An 18,489-nucleotide genomic window follows, 5' to 3' on the forward strand; every position below is an offset into this window, starting at 1 on the left:
AGGATCCACCGGCCCCTCTGTTTTTCCGTAGGACCCGCGGTGGCGGGGCGGCGGCGGGAGATCCTCGGGACAAGCCCGAGGTTGACGGCGGAGAAGGCGTACCCGAGGATGACGGCGGTGAGGGTGGGACGTGCGGCGACGGCGGAACGCCGAGCGGCGGAGAGGGCGTGGCCGGACATCACTACGGCAGGGACCAACGCGACGCGGACGTCGGCGACCGGCCGTTGCGCGAAAGCCTGGTTCCACCAGCCCCTACTGCGCGTCGAAATCCAGCACCAGGCGCTCGGTCGTCGGCCGCGACTGGCAGGCGAGCGTGAAGCCGGCCTCGATTTCCCAGGGTTCGAGGGAGAAATTCTCGTCCATGGTGGCGGCGCCCTCGACGATCCTGCAGCGGCAGGTGCAGCACATGCCGCCGGCGCAGGAATAGGGGATGTCGAGGCCCTGGCGGGTGGCGGCGGTGAGCACGGTGTCGGCGCTCGCGTCGACCGTGATCAGCCGGCGGGCGCCGTCGAGGATGATCTCCACCGCGGCGCCGGCGGGCGTCGCGCCGGGCACCTTGGCTGCGCCGTTGGCGGCAGCTTTCGGGGCCGGGCCGGGGGCGGGGGTGAAGAGCTCGAACTTGAGCCGGTCCTCGGCCACGCCCAGTGCCGAGAGCGCAGTGGAGGCCGCGCGGATCATCGGCTCGGGGCCGCAGATATAGATCGCGTCGGCGGATTTCGGGTCGATCAGGCCGTGGCGGGCCAGCGTTTCGAGCTTGTCGGCGTCGAGGCGGCCGTTCATGATCTCGACGTCCTGGATTTCCTCGTCGAGCATGTGCAGCAGCGTGAAGCGGTTGGTGTAGCGGTCCTTGAGATCGTTGAGCTCGTCCAGGAACATGACGCTCTGGGAATTGCGGTTGGCGTAGAGCAGGGTGACGGTCGACTGCGGCTCGCCCGCAAGCACCGAGGTGGCGATCGACAGGCAGGGGGTGATGCCCGAGCCCGCGGCGAGCAGCAGGTAGTCGTGGCTGCCGCCGATGCGTGCGGTGAAGCGGCCCTGCGGCGGCATCACCTGTATGCGGTCGCCTTTCTTCAGCCCCTGGGCGAAGCTCGAGAAGCGGCCGTCGGCGATGCGCTTGACGCCCACGGTGCGCCGGCCGGTGTCATCGAGCGGCGAGCAGATCGAATAGGAGCGGCGCATGTCCTCGCCGTCCACCGTGGCGCGCAGCGTCAGATACTGGCCGGGGGTGAAGGCGAAGGCGTCGCTGAGATCCTCGGGGATCGCGAAGGTGATCGCCACCGCGTCCGGGGTCTGCTTGCGGACGGCTGCAATTTCGAGGTCGTGAAAGCGCGGTGCGGCCATGGCGGGGCTCCTCAGATGCACTTGAAATAGTCGAACGGTTCGAAGCACGCGTCGCAGCGGTAATGCGCCTTGCAGGCGGTGGAGCCGAACTCGGAGACCTTGGTGGTCCGGGCCGAGCCGCAGCGCGGGCAGGCGATCGTGTCTTCGGAGAAGAAGGCGCGGCGGCCGCCCGATGCGCCCACCGGCGGGGCGATGCCATAGGCGCGAAGCTTCTCGCGGCCCTCCCGCGTGATCCAGTCGGTGGTCCAGGCCGGGGTGATGACGCGCTCGACGCGCGCCTCGACGCCGGCGTCAAGCAGCGCCGCCTCGACCGCCATTTCGATGGCGATCACCGCCGGGCAGCCGGAATAGGTGGGCGTGAGGCGGACGACGATGGCGCCGGCCGCGTCGCGCTCGACCCCGCGCAGGATGCCGAGATCGGCGATGGTGACGCAGGGCACCTCGGGATCGGGCACGCTGCCTGCGACCTTGAGTGCGCGGGCCAGCGCGGCATCGGTCACGTTCGTCACGGGGCCTCCGGTCACGGGCCGTGCCTGGTTCATGACGCTCACCAGGCCTGGCCCGGATAGGCGCGCTGCATGAACTGCAGTTCCGCCAGCAGATGGCCCATGTCCTCGCCATGGATGCCGTCGCGCCCGCCCTTCTGCGCACTGCGCACTTCGGGCGCGGTGAGGTCGGCCTCTGCAAAGACGGTAGCGATCGTCCGCTCCCATTCGGGCCGCAGGCTCCCGGCGTCGGGCAGCAGTCCGTCCGCAATGGCCCGGGCCCGGGCGGGCGAGGCCAGGAACATTTCGCCGGTGTAGCGGTGCAGCTCGTCGACGGCCGCCTGCATGCGGGCGGCGCTCTCCTCGGTGCCGTCGCCCAGCCGGATCACCCATTCGCCCGCATGGCGCAGGTGATAGGCCATTTCCTTCTCCGCCTTGGCGGCGATGCCGGCGAGCGCCGCATCGGTCGAGGTGGCGGCGACCGCGCGCCAGAACGGTTGCATGAAGGCGGCGAAATAGAGCTGGCGCGCCATGGTGACGGCGAAATCGCCGTTTTTGCGCTCGACCAGCAGGCAGTTCACATAGTCGCGCTCGCGGCGCAGGAAGGCGAGATCGTCCTCGCTCCGGCCCTTGCCCTCGATCTCGCCCAGATGGGCGTAGAGCGCGCGCGCCTGGCCCAAGAGGTCGAGCCCCATATTGGCGAGCGCGAGATCCTCCTCGAGCGAAGGCGCATGGCCGCACCATTCCGACAGGCGGTGGCCGAGGATCAGGCAGTCGTCGGCGATCTCGAGCAGGGCGCGGAAGGCTGCATCATCCCCCGCGGGGGCGGCACGGGCTTGGGCGGTCGCCATCACATGTGCCCCACTTCGTCGGGAATGTCGTAGAAGGTCGGGTGGCGGTAGATCTTGTCGTCCGCGGGCTCGAACATCGGCTCGGCGAAGGACGGATCGGAGGCGGCGATCTCGCTGGACCGGACCACCCAGATCGAATTGCCCTCGCCGCGACGGGTGTAGACGTCGCGCGCCGCCTGCAGCGCCAGCGCCGAATCGGCGGCGTGCAGCGAGCCGACGTGGCGGTGATGCAGCCCGTTGCGCGGGCGGATGAAGACTTCCCAGAGCGGCGTTGCGTGTTCGGTGCTGGTCATTCTGCTGCCTCCTGGGGAATGGGCTGTCGGGCGGCGCGCTTGGCCGCGTGGGCGAGCGCCGCCTCGCGCACCCAGGCGCCGTCGTCATGGGCCTTGGTGCGGTCGCGGATGCGGTCGCGGTTCATCATTCCGTTGCCGGAGACCACCGCCTTGAACTCGGCCCAGTCGATCTCGCCGTGGTCGTAGAGCTTGGTCTCTTCGTTCCACTTCAGCTCCGGATCGGGCACGGTGAGGCCGATGAATTCGGCCTGCGGCACGGTGGCGGTGATGAATTTCTGCCGGAGCTCGTCGTTGGAGAAGCGCTTGATCTTCCACGCCATCGACTGTTCGCCATGGGCGCTTTCGCTGTCATGCGGGCCGAACATCATCAGCGACGGCCACCACCAGCGATTGAGCGCGTCCTGGGCCATTTCCTTCTGCTCGTCCGAGCCGCGGGCGAGCGCCATCATGATCTCGTAGCCCTGGCGCTGGTGGAAGCTCTCTTCCTTGCAGACCCGGATCATGGCCCGCGCATAGGGGCCGTAGGAGCAGCGGCAGAGCGGGATCTGGTTCATGATCGCCGCGCCGTCGACCAGCCAGCCGATGGCGCCGATATCGGCCCAGGTCAGCGTCGGGTAGTTGAAGATGGAGGAATACTTGGCCTTGCCGGAGAGCAGTTCCGCGGTCATCTGCTCGCGGGAGACGCCCAGCGTCTCGGCCGCCGAATAGAGATAGAGGCCGTGGCCGCCCTCGTCCTGCACCTTGGCCAGAAGCGCGATCTTGCGCCGGAGCGAGGGCGCGCGGGTGATCCAGTTGCCCTCGGGCAGCATGCCGACGATTTCCGAATGCGCGTGCTGGCCGATCTGGCGCACCAGCGTGCGGCGGTAGCCTTCGGGCATCGGGTCGTTGGGTTCGATCTTCTCCTCGCGGTCGATGCGTGCCTGGAAAAGGGCCAGAAACTCTTCCGATTCCGTCGTGCTCGAATCCGCGCCGATCAGGCCTTGGCTGTACATGGCTCACTCCTCCTCAGGGAAGGGTGTTATATGTTACAAACTTAAAGGATGTCAAGGTCAGGCTGTAACACGTTGGCCTGGCGCCGGGCCGGGCTCACGCTCCGCCGAAGCGGCGGGCGAGCCGCCGGTCGGGCGCAGGCAGCGGGCCGGAGGGCGTGGCGGCGTTGGCGTCGAGCCAGGCTTCGGACGGGGCGAGCAGCCGGGCGTAGATCGCGGCGACCAGCGCCCGTGTCGCGGGCTCGGGATCGTCGGGCTGGACCAGGTCGGCGGGGATCGGCAGAACCCTGAGGGCCAGCCGCCGCCATTCATGGATCATCAGGCACCTCAAGGCCATGGCGTCTTCGGGGGAGGGCGCTGGCCCTGCCTCGAGGGCGGCGGCGACCGGCTCATAGGCCGCGCGCAACGGCGCCATCTCGGCCGCCTGGCGGGCGCGGGCCATCGCCTCGCGCATGGCCGGGCCGGGATCGAGCGAGGCGGCTTCGGCCACCGTCGCGCCCGCAAGCCCGAGCGCCGCGGCAAGCCCGCGCGACGGGGCGAAGCAGACGAAGGACTGCGGCGCGATCTGCAGTGCGCCCGCCGCGTCCAGGGCGGTGAGCGCAGCCTCGGGCAAGGGCGCGGAGGCGATCAGCAGCGTCCGCGGCGCGGCCGCGGGCAGGAGCGAGGTGGCGGCATAGATGCGGCGTTCGGCGGAAAGCACGGTCTCCACCACATCGGCCGACAGCCGGTAGAAGGAGTTGCGGCCCTCGCGCGTGCGCTCGATCCAGCCGTCGGCGGCGAGCCGCGAGACCGCGGTGCGCACCGCGCCGTGGCCAATGCCGAGCCGCGCCATCAGCGCCTGGACGCTGCCCGCCGGCACCACGCCTCCGCGCGGCGCCATGGCGTCGCCCATGAAGCTGACGATCAGCGACCATGCCGACAACCGCCCGCCCGCCTGCAGGCTGGCAAGGCGGGTGGCGATGGCGTGGGCGATGGGATCGGCGTCCGGCATGGCACAGCCAATAGCCGGTTTGGCGCGGAGCGGGAAGGGGCAAGGCCGGGGCGGCCCGTCCGCCGCGCCGCGGATCCCTCTGCGAGCCATGGCGGGAGCCGAGCGCAGCCGCGGGGCCGATCCCTTTGCGGAGCCTGCGCCGGGCCCGGCCGGCGCAGCGGGCGTTCGCTTCCGCCGTTCAGTCCGGTTCGGTCAGGTCGCAGGCGTCGATATAGGCGTCGGCGAAGTCGCTGGTCAGTTCGATCCACATCGGCAGGTGGTCGCTCATCTTGTAGGTGCGCCAGGTCTTGTAGGCTCCCTCGGTCCGGTCCGGCTGGTAGGTGGCGCGCTCGTCGAGCCGGTAGACATGCTCGTAGAAGTCGAACACGCCGGCGCCGCGCACATCGACCTGGACATAGCCGCGCTTGCGCTTGGGGTCCCAGAAGGCGATCTGGTCGTAGGCCTTGCTCTTCTCGACATTGGACCCGGGAATCTCGCGGATCTGCTCCGGCACCTCGAAGCCGTTGGCCTCGAGCGCCTGCATGGTCTCGTGCTCGGAACTGAGGATGTTGAAATCGCCGAGCACCGCGGTGAGCACCGGGCTGTCCGGATTGGCCTTCATCTCCCGGGCGGCGCGGTCGCCCAGCGCCTCGGTGAGCCGCACGATCTCGCGGCGGCGCTGCTCGAGCAGCTTCGGGTCCTCGTTGTCGCCGAAATAGATATGCACGGTGGCAAGGTCGATCTTGATCCAGCCCGACTGGAAGCTGACGATGAAGGGGGTGCGCGCGAACTGCTTGAAGCTATGGTCGAGCGCCTCGCCCGGAAAGCGCAGCCGGAAATCCTTGCCGGCCACCACGCCCTGCGGGATCTTGAGGTCGACCTTGCCGGTGGTGCCGGGCGGGCGGTCGACCTGGGCGCCTTTGGTCACCGCCAGCGCGCTGCCGACCGGAAGGTTGAGAATGGCGCCGTCGGGAAGCGGGATCTCGACATCCTCGTCGAGCCTGACTGCGCCGTTGCCGCCCTTCATCGAGCGCGCCGGGTAGACGCCCGAGAGATCGACGCCGGCCGGCAGTTCCAGCGCCAGGCCGTTCTCCAGCTTGATGCGTTCGCCGAAGCTCGCCAGCACCTTCTTGCCGTCGGGCAAGGTGAGTTCGCCGGCGATGTTGCGGAAGCGCACCCGGTCGCGGTTGAACAGGAACACCATGCGCTCGCCGTTGCCGGCGCCGCCGTCGGTCACGTCGGTGGCGATGTAGTCCCAGTCGGGACCGAGGATCTTCCTCAGTTCAAGGAACTCGCGCATGTCGTCGCGCACTTCCTGGATGGCGGCGATGTCGAAATTGTGGATGATTTCCGCCATGTAATAGAGCGGCTCGTAGCTGTCGCGGCCGCCATATTTGGTGTTGCCGAATTCGCGGATGTTCCAGGTGCCGATGCGCAGCGTCTTGAGCCGGTCGGTGTCCCGGGGGAAATGCTGAAGCAGTGCCTCCCGGAGCCGGCGCAGCCCGGCGATGGTGCGCTTGCGCCTGGCCTCCTCGGCGGAACCGGCGGGATGAGGCTTGCGCAGAAGGCCGTAGAAGGGCATCGGATTGCTCCATCAATGGATGGCTGGAACCGGCGGCGAAGTCCTTTTGCGAGCGCGCCCCCAGAGGGCGCCAAATAGAGATTCGGACAGCTAAACTATAGGCTGTGTTTGTACTTCGTATATATCCGTTTGTGCCAAAACACAACGCGCCCCGTTCCGGATATACACTTCACATCCGCACCAAACCTGCGCCCGGCGATTGACAGCAGTGCCATGCGCCGTCACATTTGTTCTTCCGTTTCGCGGCCCTGTGCCGGCGGGACGGGGTGGCCGGTCGACCCAAAGATTCCGGCAGAAGGAGGCGATGCCATGCGGAGCGCATCGATCAGCCGTTCGCAGGCCCGCGGGGCCGCCGGGCCAAGCGCCGTGCGCCGCGCCCTCCCGCCACGCCGGTCAACCACCTTCCGCCCTTTAGGCCCTCGCCGTCGATGCGGGAGGCGTCCGCGATGCGCTGCGGCGTGATCGGCGGCGTGGCGCTGCTGATGGGAACGGCGGCGGAGGCGCGCGCCGAGCCGGTGGACATGATGCTGTGCCTGGCGGCCGACGTGTCGGAAAGCGTCACCGCCGGCGAATACCAGCTCCAGCGACAGGGCCATGCCTCGGCCATCGAGGATCCCGCGGTGATCAGCCTGATCGAGGCCGGGCCGCTCGGCCGCATCGCGGTGATCTATGTCGAATGGGCCGACCAGCAGCAGCAGTTCGCCGGGACGGACTGGCAGATCGTCGACGGCGCGCTTTCCGCGCGCGAAACCGCCGCGACGATCCGGCGGGCGCCGGCGCCGCCCTGGATCGGCATGAGGGTGAGGAACACCTCGACCAGCGAGGTCGTGCGCTATTGTCTCGGCCGGTTCGCAACGGCGGCCGCCACGGCGCGGCGGCTGGTGATCGACATTTCCTCGGACGGGACCAGCAATGTCGGCGCGCGCATCGACGAGGTCCGCGATCATGCGGTCGCGCAAGGCGTGGTGATCAACGCGCTGGCGATCGAGGATTCGCTGAGCCCGTTTGCCGACGGCACCCACACAAGGCCGGCGGGCGGCCTGGTGCGCTATTTCGAGGCCAATGTGGTGGGCGGGCCGGGCGCCTTTGTGCAGGCGGCCAAAGGCTACGAGTCCTTCGGCGCCATGATCCGCCGGAAATTCATCCTGGAGCTGGCGCGGCTGGAGTAGGGGGCTGCTCAAGCTCGATGTTGCGGCCCAAGACCCCTCCCCAACCCCTCCCCACAAGGGGGAGGGGCTAACCCGGCCGCGCGCGCCTTCGCGACGTCCAAAATCTCACTTCCGAGCGGCACTTGTCATGAGGGCACAGACCCAGAGGCGCGCGAAGCCCCTCCCCCTTGTGGGGAGGGGTTGGGGAGGGGCCTTTCCACGCAACCGTCCATCCCGGTTGGTGGATTGCGCCCGGATCGGCTAGGCTCCGTTTCGTTTGCGTGATTCAAGCGGGGAAGGACCGCCTATTATGAGAGTTGTCGTCATGGGAGCGGGCGTGATCGGCGTCACCACGGCCTATTATCTGGCCAAGGGCGGTGCGGAGGTGGTGGTGCTCGACCGGCAGAACGGGCCGGGGCTCGAGACCAGCTATGCCAATGCCGGCGAGTTGAGCTACGGCATGACCTCGCCCTGGGCCGCGCCCGGCGTGCCGATGAAGGCGCTCAAATGGCTGTTCATGAAGCGACGGCCGTTGTTCATCTGGCCGCTGATCAGCCCGACCATGTGGAAATGGGGCGTGCAGATGCTGCAGAACTGCAACGACGAGAGCTACCGCATCAACAAGGGAAGGATGGTCAGGATCTCGAACTATTCGCGCGACGTGCTGCCCGATCTGATCGCCGAGACCGGCATCGAATATGACGGCCGGGAGCAGGGCACGCTGCAACTGTTCCGGACGGCCAAGCAGTTGAAAGATTCGAAAGCCGACCAGGAGATCCTGGCGGAGTACGGGTCTCCCTACGAGGTGCTCGACCGCGAGGGCTGCATTGCCGTCGAACCCGCCCTGCGCGCGGTACGCGACAAGTTCGTCGGCGGGCTCAGGCTCACCGCCGACCGCACCGGCGACTGCCGCATGTTCACGATCGCGCTGGCGGAAAAATGCGCCGAGATGGGCGTCGAGTTCCAGTACGGCCAGTCGATCCGGTCGATCGCGGTCGAGAACGGCCGGGTGGCCGGCGTCGACACCGAGATTGCCGGGCGGATTGTGGGCGACAGCTATGTCTCGGCGCTCGGCAGCTATGGCCCGAAGGTATTGAAACCGATCGGCGTCAACCTGCCGGTCTATCCGGTGAAGGGCTATTCGGTGACGCTGCCGGTGACCGACGATGCCTTTGCGCCGCAATCGACCATCATGGACGAGACCCACAAGGTCGCGATCACCCGGCTCGGCGACCGCATCCGCGTCGCCGGCACCGCCGAGATCGCCGGCTATTCCAACCGGCTCGGCCCGCACGCCACCGACACGGTCAAGCACGTGATCTCCGACCTGTTCCCAAAAGGCGGCGACATTTCCAAGGCGGAAGGCTGGACCGGCTTGCGGCCGATGACGCCCGACGGCACGCCGGTGCTGGGGCCGTCGCGCTACGACAATCTCTACCTCAACACCGGCCACGGCACGCTCGGCTGGACCATGGCCTGCGGCTCCGGCCGCGCGGTGGCCGACCTGGTGCTGGGCAAGCAGCCGGAGATCGATTTCGAGGGGCTGACGGCGGAACGGTATGGGTGAGGGCAGGCCCTTTGCACGGAACTCGGCCGATGAAGGCGCCGGTTCACCGGCCTCACGGTGTCCCATACTGACATCAAAGAAACACAGCCGGGGATCGCTGCGTGCTCGTCGGTTCGGCATTGATCAACGCGGCAGAGGCGGGAGGAAGCAAAGATGATAAAGACGACAATTGCAGGAAGTCTGCCGAAGCCGAGCTGGCTGGCTGAGCCCGAGAAGCTCTGGGCCGGCTGGCGACTGGAAGGGGACCAGTTGATCGAGGGGCAGCAGGATGCGGCCCTGTGCTGGCTCAAGATCCAGGATGAGGCGGGCATAGACATCCAGTGCGACGGCGAACAGTTCCGCAAGCATTTCGTCCATGGTTTCCTGGAGGAGGTCGAAGGCATCGACTGGAACCTGATGACCACCATGGGTATCCGCGACAACCGCTACGATGCCTCGGTTCCCACGGTCACATCTGCGGTCAGGCGCAAGAAGTCGGTGCATGGCGACAGCGTGAAGTTCCTGCGCCGGCACGCCACGAAACAGCTGAAATTCACGCTGCCCGGTCCGATGACCATCTGCGACACGATTGCCGACCAGCACTATGGCGAACGGGCAAAGATGGCGATGGCGTTTGCCGAACTCTTGAACGAGGAGGCGCTGGAGCTGGAGGCGCTGGGCGTCGATGTGATCCAGTTCGACGAGCCGGCGTTCAACGCCTTCATGCATCTTGTGCCTGAATGGGGCGTCGACTGCCTGCATCGTGCAATCCAGGGTCTCAAATGCAAGACCGCGGTTCACATCTGCTATGGCTACGGCATCAAGCAGAACATCGACTGGAAGAGCACGCTCGGCAGCGAATGGCGGCAGTACGAGGAATTCTTCCCGGCGCTGAACGCCAGCCGGATCGACCAGGTTTCGCTGGAATGCGCCGATTCGCGTGTTCCGCTGTCGGTCATGTCGGCGCTCAAGGACAAGGAGGTTCTGGTCGGCGCCATCAATGTGGCCAGCACCGAGGTCGAGACCCCCGAAAAGGTGGCGGCCACCCTGCGCGCGGCGCTGGAATTCGTCGATCCAGAACGCCTGATTGCCTGCACCAATTGCGGCATGGCGCCGCTGTCGCGAAAGGTGGCCGAAGGCAAGCTGCACGCACTGGGGGCCGGCGCCGCGATCATCAGCAAGGAGCTTTCGGGCCGGTAGCGGAGAGGCCGCCTGCCGCCGGGCTCTCAGGGGCTCGGCAGACAGCCGTTAACCCGGTTCGAGCGGCCGACAGCGCAACCGTTTGGGTGCGTGATTGCGGCAGGGGCACGCATGCCGTATATTGTGGTCCTATGTGGTTACAATCGGAGGAATGCCGATGTCGAGCGTGGGCGTGAAGGAGGCAAAGGCGGGGCTTTCGGGCCTGGTCGATGAGGCTGCTTCGGGGGCGTTCGTGACGATCACGCGTCACGGCAAGCCGGCGGCGGTGCTGGTCAGCATCGAGGCGGCGGAGGCGGCCAAACGGGAACTTGGCAAGGACAGGCCGAGCCTGGTTGCGCATCTCAAGCGGTTTCCGGCTGATATCGATCTCGATGACGAGGCATTCGCCCGCAACCGGACACCCTCGCGCGAGTTTGATCTGTGAATGGGTATCTGTTTGACACCGACGTGATTTCGCTGCTGGCGCCGGGGAGAATCGCTGTGCCGGAACGTTTTGCGGTCCGGGTCGAAGAGCTGGAACGATCCGGGCAGGTGTATCTGTCTGCCGTGTCCATCCATGAACTTGAAAAGGGCGTGCGGCGTCTGGATGCCAAGGGGGCGACGCGAAAGGCGCGATCGCTTGAAAGCTGGCTTGAGCAACTGGTGACGCGTCATGCCGACGTGATCCTGGCCGTGGATGCGGCGGTGGCGCGGGTCTCTGGCGAACTGGAAGCAAGGGCTATGTCCGCCGGCTTCAATTCCGGCGCGTCGGACGCCATGATCGCGGGCACGGCGCACCATCACGGGCTGGTGCTGGTGACCGGGAATGTCAGGCATTTTGAGCCGTTCGGGATTGCGGTGACGGGGGTGGAGGGAGTGGGCCGGTAGAACAGAAACAGGCCCGGCGCCTTCCTCAGTTGCCATTGCCGCGCTGGCGGTAAGTTGCCCCCATCACCGCTCCGCCCGGTGCTCCCTCCATATCACATACACCCCGCTGGCGATGATCACCGCGGCGCCCACGAACACCAGCGCATCCGGGATCTCCGCCCAGAAGATCCAGCCCAGCAGCGTCGCCCAGATGATGGCGGAATAGTCGAGCGGCGCCACCACCACGGCGGGCGCCAGGCGGAAGGCCTGGGTCATCATGGTCATGCCGGCGGTGCCGAAGAGGGCGATGGCGATGAACAGCCAGAGGTCCTCGCCCCTCAGCGGCACCCAGATGAAGGGCACGATGAACAGGCTGATCAGCGCGCCGGTGGCGGTCATGTAGAGAAGCAGCGTCCAGACGCTTTCGCGGCTGTCGACGAAGCGGGCCGAGAGCATCAGGAGCGCATAGACGAAGGCGGTCGCGACCGGCAGCAATGAGACAGGCTGGAAGGCGGAGGTGCCCGGCCGGACGGCGATCAGTACGCCGATGAAACCGACCAGGACGGCGAGCCAGCGGCGCCAGCCGACATGCTCGCGGAACATCAGCGCCGAAAGTGCGGTGATGAACAAGGGCGCCACGAAGATCAGCGCCGTGGCTTCGGCGAGCCCCATATAGGTGATCGAGGTGAAGAACAGGAAGGTGGCGCCGACCCAGAGCCCGCCGCGCAGCAGATGCGCCAGCGGCCGGTGCGAGCGCAGCGCCGCCGCCCCGCCCATCCGGTAGGCGATCAGGACGGCGAAGGGGAGCGCGATCAGGTTGCGCAGGAACTGGATCTGGAACGGCGAGTAATGCGCGGTCAGGGTCTTGGCCAGCGCGTCGTTGACGCAGAGGCTGGCCACGCCAAGGCACATAAGGAGGATGCCCGCCGATGTGCGGGATCTCTGGTCTGTCGGTGTCTGCAGCAAAATTCACTCTCCCTGCCTGAGCCGGGAGCCTAGCAGTATCGATCCGAAAATCGAGCCGTTTCTGCCCGATCGGAGCCGGGAGGGTCGGGGAAGCTCGGGGCCAATTCACCTTTGCGGGCATAAACTCGCAAAAGTGGATTACCCCTACATGCGCTTCCTGCGGCTCAGGGCCGTTCGAGCGCCTGCATGTCGACGCTCACCTGTTCCGAGAGGTTTTCCAGCGAATCGTGCAGCAACTGGAGCACATAGGCGGAATTGTGCACGTAGGCGGCCGGATCCTTGGCCGCAACCTGATAGTTGTAGGCTGCTTTTAGCAGGCGCGGGGTCCAGCTCCGGTAGCGGTTGGGGAAGACTGCCTCGTCCCCGCCGATCATCCCGTCGCCGTTGGCGTCGGCGAAATAATAGGGAAATGTCCCGTCGGCATAGCCGATCGGCGCGCCGGCGATGTCCCTCGCATAGGCCTGGATGGCGGCATAGAGCCTTGACTGCAGGCCCAGGATCTCGGCGCGGATGCCTTTGGAATTGTCGCCGTCGCCGTCGAAATCGTCGTGGCGCGTGCGGATGGCCGCAAGGTCCTCGACGCCGCGATGGCAGGACAGGCAGTCATCGGCCTTGACCTGCGTGGTGTGGACATCGTGGCAGGCGATGCAGGTATCGGCGTCGCGAACATGGCGGAAGGGCCCGGCATAGCGCCGTCCGGGGTAATGGAACCCGGCGCGGCCTTCGCGGCCCTGCATCACCGCGGCGGCGATGCCGTAATGGACATTGATGAAGCCGAGATCGGCCGAGACGCTGTCCTCGCCGAGACCCTGGATTGCCGTGGCGACGGTGTCGCCCGCCGCCCGCCCGGCGTGGCAGATGGTGCAGCCTGCATTGGCGCCCAGGCCCTCAAGCGTGACGCCCGAGGGCAGAGCGGCGCTGTCGAGCGCATGGGCGGCGGGCGTGTGGCAGGAGGCGCAGCCGATCACCGCATTGATCGCGGCCGGGTGGTCGACCACTCCGGGCGCGCTGCCGTCGGCGCCGAGGAAATCGATGAAGCCGGGCTCGGAATGGCAGGCGGCGCAGTCTTCGGGAACCGCCCCGTCCTTGTTCCAGTAGGTGAAGGACAGCGAGCCGTGATCGGCGTGGGGGGAGGCACGCCAGGCCTCGACGATGGCTTCCAGGGCATCGAGGCTTGTGTCTTTGGCCGAGGCGGCCGCGGGCGCAAGGGCCGCACAGCCGAGCGACAGGACGGAAGCAGCGAGAAAACGGAACGGGCGGAACTGGGTCAGGGTCAGGCCTCCGTTTGGTCATTCGGTGGGCAAGCCTTGCATGGGGCGGACGCGGCGGTCAATGATGCAGGTCAAGGCGCCATCCTGGCAGGGTTCTAAACAGGAGAAGGTCCCTTGTAAGACGCGAAAGGATCGACTTGGCCCGGAGCAAAGAGCCGCCCATCCTCAGATTGCCGCTGTTGAGCGGTCGCGCACTCGCAGCGCTCTACCTCATTGCGCTCTTCCTGCCGCTGGCGCTCGCCGCCCTGAGGCAGGTCGCGCCGCTCGATTCCTGGGAACTCGCCGGAGCCGGGGCGGGCCTTGCGCTGCTTGCGGCCATCGCGGTGCAGTTCGTCACCTCCGGCCGGTTCGGAGCGGTCACGGGACGGCTCGGGATCGACAAGATCATGGCTTTCCACAAGATCGCCGCCTGGTGGGTGCTGCTGGGGCTGGTACTTCATCCCGTGTTCTATGTGTTGCCCACGCTGCTTGACGATCCCGAACTCGGGATGCGGCGGCTCATCGCCTACCATGTGCTGCCGAAGTACCGGTCCGGCGTGATCGCGCTCGCCGCACTCGCGATCCTGGTGATCGGCTCGGCCGTTCGCGAACGGCTGCCGTTTCCCTATGAAGCCTGGCGGGCGAGCCATCTGGTGCTCGCCGTCACGGTGGCCGGCGCGGGGCTGCATCATGGGCTGACCGTCGGCCGGTTCAGCGCGCTGGACCCGGTCAACAGCTTGTGGTGGGGCGTGGCGGCCGCGCTCGCCGGCGTCATCGGCATCCTCTATGGCTGGCGCTGGCTCGGGCTGCATCTCAAACCCTGGCGGCTGCATTCGGTCACCAGGCTCGCCGACCGGACCTGGGAGCTCGACATCCAGCCGGGGCCAAAGACGGCCGACCTCGCCTACGAGGCGGGCCAGTTCGTCTGGATGACGGTAGGCAGCCGGCGGTTTCCGCTGTTTGACCATCCGTTCTCCATCGCCGACAGTCCGGCGCGGCCGGGCATCAGCCTGATCATCAAGGAGGCGGGCGATTTCACCGCAACGGTTGGAACGCTCGCGCCGGGCACGCCGATCGGCATCGACGGACCCTATGGCGAATTCTCGCTCGACACCCACCCGGGCAAGGCGGTGCTGCTGGTGGCCGGCGGCGCGGGCATCGGACCGATCATGGGGCTGCTGCGCGAACTCGTCGCCCGCAAGGATCCGCGGCCGGTGCGGCTCGCCTATGCCGTCGGACAGCCATCGAACCTCGCCTGTGTCGCGGAAATCGAGGCGGCGAGGGCCGTGCTCGATCTTGAGACCATGTTGTTCAGCGAGGCCGGGGCGGAGGGGTTTTCGGGAGAAACCGGCCGGTTCGATCCGCCGCGGCTTGAGCGGCTGCTGCAGGGACTCGACCCGAAGGAGACCGTGGCGATGATGTGCGGGCCGGGGCCGATGGTGGTGGCGGTGTCGGACATGCTGCTCGATCACGGCCTCCCCATGGAGCGCATCGTCTATGAGCGGTTCGACTACGCCGCCGGCTCCGCCTCGCGGCAGGACCGCCGACGCCTGGCGCAGTTCCTCGCGGTGGGAGCCGCGGTCGCCGCGGGCATAGCGGGATTTGTGGTCGCGCTGGCCTGAACTGGCCGTAACTCCCTGCTACCGCTCGTAGGCGTTCATCGTGTGCAGCTCGTATTCGGCCACGTCTTCGCCGTCCTGGTTGAGGACCGCGACATGCCAGCGGACTTCGCCGTAGTCGTCGGTGCGGCGGGTCTTGCGCTTGACGGTGAGCCTCACGGAGATCGCGTCGCCGGGCGAGACCGGCTTCATGAACCGGAGCCCGTCGAGGCCGGTGTTGGCGAGCACCGGGCCGGGGCTGGGCTCGACGAACAGGCCGGCGGCGAAGGAAAGAAGCAGGTAGCCATGCGCCACCCGGCCGGGGAAGAACGGGTTGGCCTTGGCCGCTTCCTCGTCCATGTGGGCATAGAAGGTGTCGCCGGTGAAATGGGCGAAGGTCTCGATGTCCTCCAGCGTGACCGTGCGCGGGCCGGCCTCGATGGTCTCGCCGATCGAGAGTTCATCAAAGGTGCGGGTGAAGGGGTGGACGGAGGATTTGGGCTGCGCCGCGCCCTTGATCCAGGTGCCGGTGATGGCGGAAATGATGTCCGGGCTGCCCTGGACGGCGGTGAGCTGCATGTAATGCATGACGCCGCGGATGCCGCCCAGTTCCTCGCCGCCGCCGGCGCGGCCCGGGCCGCCATGCAGCATGTGCGGCAGCGGCGAGCCATGGCCGGTGGCCTCCTTGGCGCTGTCGCGGTTGTTGACATAGATGCGGCCATGCGAAGCGCCGGCGTCGAGGAGCAATGCGCGGGCGACGGCGGGGTCATGGGTGATGACGGAGGCGACCAGGCTGCCCTTCCCGCGGTTCATCAGCTCTCCGGCATGGGCGAGATCGCGGTAGGGCATCAGCGTCGCCACCGGGCCGAAGGCCTCGACCGCATGCACGGCCTCGGCCGCGTCCGGGTTGTCACAGGCAAACAGCATCGGCGGCACGAAGGCGCCGCGGTTGCGGTCGGCGCCGTCGACCTCGAAGGCCTCCGGATCGCCGGTCAGGACCCGGCATTCGGCGGCGATGCGGGCCGCCTTGTCGCGGACGTCGGCTTTCTGCGCGGCGGAGGCGAGCGCGCCCATGCGGGTGGTCTCGAGCGCCGGATCGCCGATGCGGATCTTGCCGAGCTTTTCGGTGACGGCGTCGCCGACCGGGCCGAGCAGCGCCTGAGGCACCAGGATGCGGCGGATGGCGGTGCATTTCTGGCCGGCCTTGGCCGTCATCTCGCGCACCACTTCCTTGACCAGGATGTCGAATTCCGGGCTGCCCTCGGTCACGTCGGGGCCGAGCACGGAGGCGTTCAAACTGTCCTGCTCGGCCACGAACCGCACGCTGCGTTCGAGCAGCCTCGGGCTCGAGCGCAGCATCAGCGCGGTCTTGGCCGAGCCGGTGAAGCCGACCACGTCCTGGTAGTCGAGCCGGTCGAGCAGGTCGCCAAGCCCGCCCGAGACGAGCTGCACCGCGCCCTCGGGCAGGAGGCCCGATTCGATCATGCGGCGGACGCACTGTTCGGTGACGTGGCAGGTCGCGGTCGCCGGCTTGACGATGGCCGGCATGCCGGCGAGCAGGGTGGGGGCGAGCTTCTCGAGCATGCCCCAGACAGGGAAGTTGAAGGCGTTGATGTGGACGGCGACGCCCTTCAATGAGGTGGCGACATGCTGGCCGACGAATGTGCCCGAGCGCGAGAGCATCTCCAGCTCGCCCTCGACATAGATGTGTCCGTCGGGCATCTCGCGGCGGCCCTTGGAGGCATAGACCAGCATGGTGGAGATGCCGCCGTCGACATCGATCATGGCGTCGGGCTTCGTGGCGCCGGTGGTGTGCGACAGCGCGTAGAGCTCGTCCTTGAACTTCGCGAGTTCCAGCGCCAGCGCTTTGAGCATGCGGGCGCGGTCGTGGAAACTCATGGCGCGCAGCGCCGGCCCGCCTTTGCTCCGGGCGTAATCAAGCATAGCCTCAGTGTCGAGCGCTGCCTGGCCGGCGACGGCGAGCGGCTCGCCGGTCACGGCGCTGGCGATTCCGCGGGCGCCGTCATCGGCCGGGCGCCACTGGCCGGCGAGAAAGCTGTGCACATTGATCAAACCCATAAGTCTCTCCCTCGTGGCGGGCGCGCCGCCGTCATGCATGCGAACGGACTGCGGCGCGGGCGGATCAGCCCTTGAAGACGCCGGCAGCTTTCCAGGATCCGGGGCTCTGCGCGTCGATCGCCTCGAAAGCCTCGCGGAGGCGCTCCATGCCGGTTTCCTCCGCCCAGAACATCGGGCCACCCAGATGCTTGGGGAAGCCGTAGCCCTCGGTCCAGACGATATCGATGGCGGTGTCGCTGGCGGCGATGCCTTCCTCAAGAATGAGATTGGCCTCGTTGACGATCGCCGCCATGATGCGGAGGACGATGTCGTCGGCCGAGAAGGCGTGGGGCGTGGCGCCGTGCTGCTCGCGCCAGATGGCGACCATGGCCTCGACGTCCGGATCGCGCGCGGGCTTGCCGCTCGTGTGGTCGTACCAGCCCTTCCTGGCCGGGCTGCCGCGGCCCTGGTGGCCCATTTCGCAGAGCTTGTCGGCAATGTCGACATAGCGGCCCGGCCAGGCGCCCGCCGCAACCTGGCGCTTGCGGTTGGCCCAGCTTATCTGCAGGCCGGTGAGGTCCTGGAGTTCATAGGGACCCATCGGCATGCCGAGGCCGCGCATGGCGGCGTCGACCGCGTAGGGCGAGGCGCCGTCGGCGACCATGTAGTCGGCCTGGCGGCGATAGGCCGAGAGGATGCGGTTGCCGATGAAGCCGTCGCAGACGCCGGTCTCCACCGGGATCTTGCCCAGGTCGCGGGCGAAGGCGAAGGCGGTGGCCATGGTCCGGTCGCTGGTGGCCTGGGTGCCCACCACCTCGACCAGCTTCATGATGTTGGCGGGCGAGAAGAAATGCAGGCCCAGGAAACGGCCCGAGCCGGGCATGCCTTCGCTGATCTTGTTGGGATCGAGATAGGAGGTGTTGGTGGCGATCAGCGCGTCCTGCGACATCACCGCCGAAAGCTCGCTGAACACGGCGCGCTTGACCTCGGGATCCTCGAACACCGCCTCGATGGCGATGTCGGCGTCAAACGCCGCGGCGTAATTGGCGCCGGCCGAAAGCCTGGCGCGCCGGGCCTCGGCCGTGTCCTCGCCGATCCGGCCCGAGGCCAGGTCCTTGGCGATGATCGCCTCGACGCGGCCGCGTCCGGCTTCGGCGCTCTCTGTGTCGCGCTCGAGCAGGGTGACGCGGTGGCCGCTGGCGAGGCTGGCGGCGGCGATGCCGGCGCCCATCAGGCCGCCGCCGACGATGGCGACATGGTTGATTGCGGCGGGCTCGATGGCCTTGAGCCGGTCGGGGCGGGTGACCGAGCGGCTGGCGAAGAACAGCCGCCGGAGCGCCCGGGACTGGGCGCTGGTGCGCAGCTC

17 protein-coding genes are annotated in these 18,489 nt (G+C 67.6%); 6 read left to right on the top strand and 11 right to left on the bottom strand.

All coding sequences use genetic code 11. The features are described from left to right. Positions 1-252 precede the first annotated feature (252 nt). The 7 genes from LL06_RS17780 to LL06_RS17810 form a co-directional block, all read right to left on the bottom strand. A complete protein-coding gene (locus LL06_RS17780; protein WP_035529907.1) occupies positions 253-1,341 on the bottom strand; it encodes a 2Fe-2S iron-sulfur cluster-binding protein in 1,089 nt (362 codons plus the stop codon). Positions 1,342-1,352: 11 nt separating this feature from the next. After that, a complete protein-coding gene (gene paaD / locus LL06_RS17785; protein WP_035529932.1) occupies positions 1,353-1,841 on the bottom strand; it encodes a 1,2-phenylacetyl-CoA epoxidase subunit PaaD in 489 nt (162 codons plus the stop codon). A 47-nt stretch (positions 1,842-1,888) separates the two neighbouring features. Continuing rightward, entirely contained in the window at positions 1,889-2,677 is a 789-nt protein-coding gene (gene paaC / locus LL06_RS17790) for a 1,2-phenylacetyl-CoA epoxidase subunit PaaC (protein WP_081964046.1), read from the bottom strand. After that, positions 2,677-2,970, bottom strand: a complete 294-nt coding sequence (paaB, locus tag LL06_RS17795; RefSeq protein WP_035529910.1) for a 1,2-phenylacetyl-CoA epoxidase subunit PaaB — start codon at positions 2,968-2,970, stop codon at positions 2,677-2,679. Before paaB ends, paaC begins: the two co-directional genes overlap by 1 nt. Further along, the gene (gene paaA, locus LL06_RS17800) at positions 2,967-3,962 is read right to left on the bottom strand and encodes a 1,2-phenylacetyl-CoA epoxidase subunit PaaA (RefSeq protein ID WP_035529911.1); all 996 of its coding nucleotides are present in this window, start codon (positions 3,960-3,962) and stop codon (positions 2,967-2,969) included. Before paaA ends, paaB begins: the two co-directional genes overlap by 4 nt. Positions 3,963-4,056: 94 nt before the next feature. Next, a complete protein-coding gene (locus LL06_RS17805; RefSeq protein ID WP_161784991.1) occupies positions 4,057-4,950 on the bottom strand; it encodes a PaaX family transcriptional regulator C-terminal domain-containing protein in 894 nt (297 codons plus the stop codon). A 178-nt stretch (positions 4,951-5,128) separates the two neighbouring features. Beyond that, positions 5,129-6,511 (bottom strand): endonuclease, encoded by a 1,383-nt coding sequence (locus tag LL06_RS17810; protein ID WP_035529913.1) that lies wholly within the window; start codon positions 6,509-6,511, stop codon positions 5,129-5,131. Positions 6,512-6,939: 428 nt separating this feature from the next. Between LL06_RS17810 and LL06_RS26490 the strand changes: the two genes are divergently transcribed. The 5 genes from LL06_RS26490 to LL06_RS17835 all read left to right on the top strand — a co-directional run bounded on the left by LL06_RS26490 (position 6,940) and on the right by LL06_RS17835 (position 11,272). Then, positions 6,940-7,680, top strand: coding sequence for a DUF1194 domain-containing protein (locus LL06_RS26490; RefSeq protein ID WP_081964048.1), 741 nt, complete (start codon positions 6,940-6,942; stop codon positions 7,678-7,680). Positions 7,681-7,969: 289 nt separating this feature from the next. Next, positions 7,970-9,226, top strand: coding sequence for a D-amino acid dehydrogenase (locus LL06_RS17820; RefSeq protein WP_035529915.1), 1,257 nt, complete (start codon positions 7,970-7,972; stop codon positions 9,224-9,226). 153 nt (positions 9,227-9,379) lie between these two features. Next, positions 9,380-10,405 carry a methionine synthase gene (locus tag LL06_RS17825; RefSeq protein ID WP_035529917.1) on the top strand — a complete coding sequence of 342 codons (1,026 nt, stop codon included), beginning with the start codon at positions 9,380-9,382 and terminating at the stop codon, positions 10,403-10,405. Between the two features lie 157 nt (positions 10,406-10,562). After that, positions 10,563-10,829 carry a type II toxin-antitoxin system Phd/YefM family antitoxin gene (locus LL06_RS17830; RefSeq protein ID WP_035529919.1) on the top strand — a complete coding sequence of 89 codons (267 nt, stop codon included), beginning with the start codon at positions 10,563-10,565 and terminating at the stop codon, positions 10,827-10,829. A 23-nt stretch (positions 10,830-10,852) separates the two neighbouring features. Further along, complete coding sequence (locus LL06_RS17835) at positions 10,853-11,272, top strand: PIN domain-containing protein (RefSeq protein WP_244447174.1); 420 nt, start codon at positions 10,853-10,855, stop codon at positions 11,270-11,272. A 63-nt stretch (positions 11,273-11,335) separates the two neighbouring features. Here LL06_RS17835 and LL06_RS17840 read toward each other — a convergent pair whose 3' ends face one another. Next, entirely contained in the window at positions 11,336-12,217 is an 882-nt protein-coding gene (locus LL06_RS17840; RefSeq protein ID WP_035529923.1) for a DMT family transporter, read from the bottom strand. A gap of 164 nt (positions 12,218-12,381) precedes the next feature. Beyond that, the gene (locus LL06_RS17845; protein WP_244447175.1) at positions 12,382-13,215 is read right to left on the bottom strand and encodes a polyheme membrane-associated cytochrome C; all 834 of its coding nucleotides are present in this window, start codon (positions 13,213-13,215) and stop codon (positions 12,382-12,384) included. 452 nt (positions 13,216-13,667) lie between these two features. On the opposite strand from LL06_RS17845, the gene LL06_RS17850 reads away from it, so the two are divergent. Continuing rightward, positions 13,668-15,089 carry a ferredoxin reductase family protein gene (locus LL06_RS17850; RefSeq protein ID WP_244447176.1) on the top strand — a complete coding sequence of 474 codons (1,422 nt, stop codon included), beginning with the start codon at positions 13,668-13,670 and terminating at the stop codon, positions 15,087-15,089. 18 nt (positions 15,090-15,107) lie between these two features. On the opposite strand, the gene paaZ is transcribed toward LL06_RS17850, so the two are convergent. Further along, on the bottom strand, positions 15,108-17,144 hold the full coding sequence (gene paaZ, locus LL06_RS17855) for a phenylacetic acid degradation bifunctional protein PaaZ (protein ID WP_035529928.1): 2,037 nt from the start codon (positions 17,142-17,144) through the stop codon (positions 15,108-15,110). A gap of 64 nt (positions 17,145-17,208) precedes the next feature. Beyond that, on the bottom strand, positions 17,209-18,489 hold a 1,281-nt coding region (locus tag LL06_RS17860), incomplete at its 5' end, for a 3-hydroxyacyl-CoA dehydrogenase (protein ID WP_035529930.1).

Origin of the sequence: Hoeflea sp. BAL378 (assembly GCF_000759435.1) — a bacterium.
Lineage (GTDB): Bacteria > Pseudomonadota > Alphaproteobacteria > Rhizobiales > Rhizobiaceae > Hoeflea.

Bases quoted from the DNA above. Each gene is read 5' to 3' on its own strand.
- LL06_RS17780 (WP_035529907.1), bottom strand. From the start codon at position 1,341: ATGGCCGCACCGCGCTTTCACGACCTCGAAATTGCAGCCGTCCGCAAG.
- paaC (WP_081964046.1), bottom strand. From the start codon at position 2,677: ATGGCGACCGCCCAAGCCCGTGCCGCCCCCGCGGGGGATGATGCAGCC.
- paaB (WP_035529910.1), bottom strand. From the start codon at position 2,970: ATGACCAGCACCGAACACGCAACGCCGCTCTGGGAAGTCTTCATCCGC.
- paaA (WP_035529911.1), bottom strand. From the start codon at position 3,962: ATGTACAGCCAAGGCCTGATCGGCGCGGATTCGAGCACGACGGAATCG.
- LL06_RS17805 (WP_161784991.1), bottom strand. From the start codon at position 4,950: ATGCCGGACGCCGATCCCATCGCCCACGCCATCGCCACCCGCCTTGCC.
- LL06_RS17810 (WP_035529913.1), bottom strand. From the start codon at position 6,511: ATGCCCTTCTACGGCCTTCTGCGCAAGCCTCATCCCGCCGGTTCCGCC.
- LL06_RS26490 (WP_081964048.1), top strand. From the start codon at position 6,940: ATGCGGGAGGCGTCCGCGATGCGCTGCGGCGTGATCGGCGGCGTGGCG.
- LL06_RS17820 (WP_035529915.1), top strand. From the start codon at position 7,970: ATGAGAGTTGTCGTCATGGGAGCGGGCGTGATCGGCGTCACCACGGCC.
- LL06_RS17825 (WP_035529917.1), top strand. From the start codon at position 9,380: ATGATAAAGACGACAATTGCAGGAAGTCTGCCGAAGCCGAGCTGGCTG.
- LL06_RS17830 (WP_035529919.1), top strand. From the start codon at position 10,563: ATGTCGAGCGTGGGCGTGAAGGAGGCAAAGGCGGGGCTTTCGGGCCTG.
- paaZ (WP_035529928.1), bottom strand. From the start codon at position 17,144: ATGGGTTTGATCAATGTGCACAGCTTTCTCGCCGGCCAGTGGCGCCCG.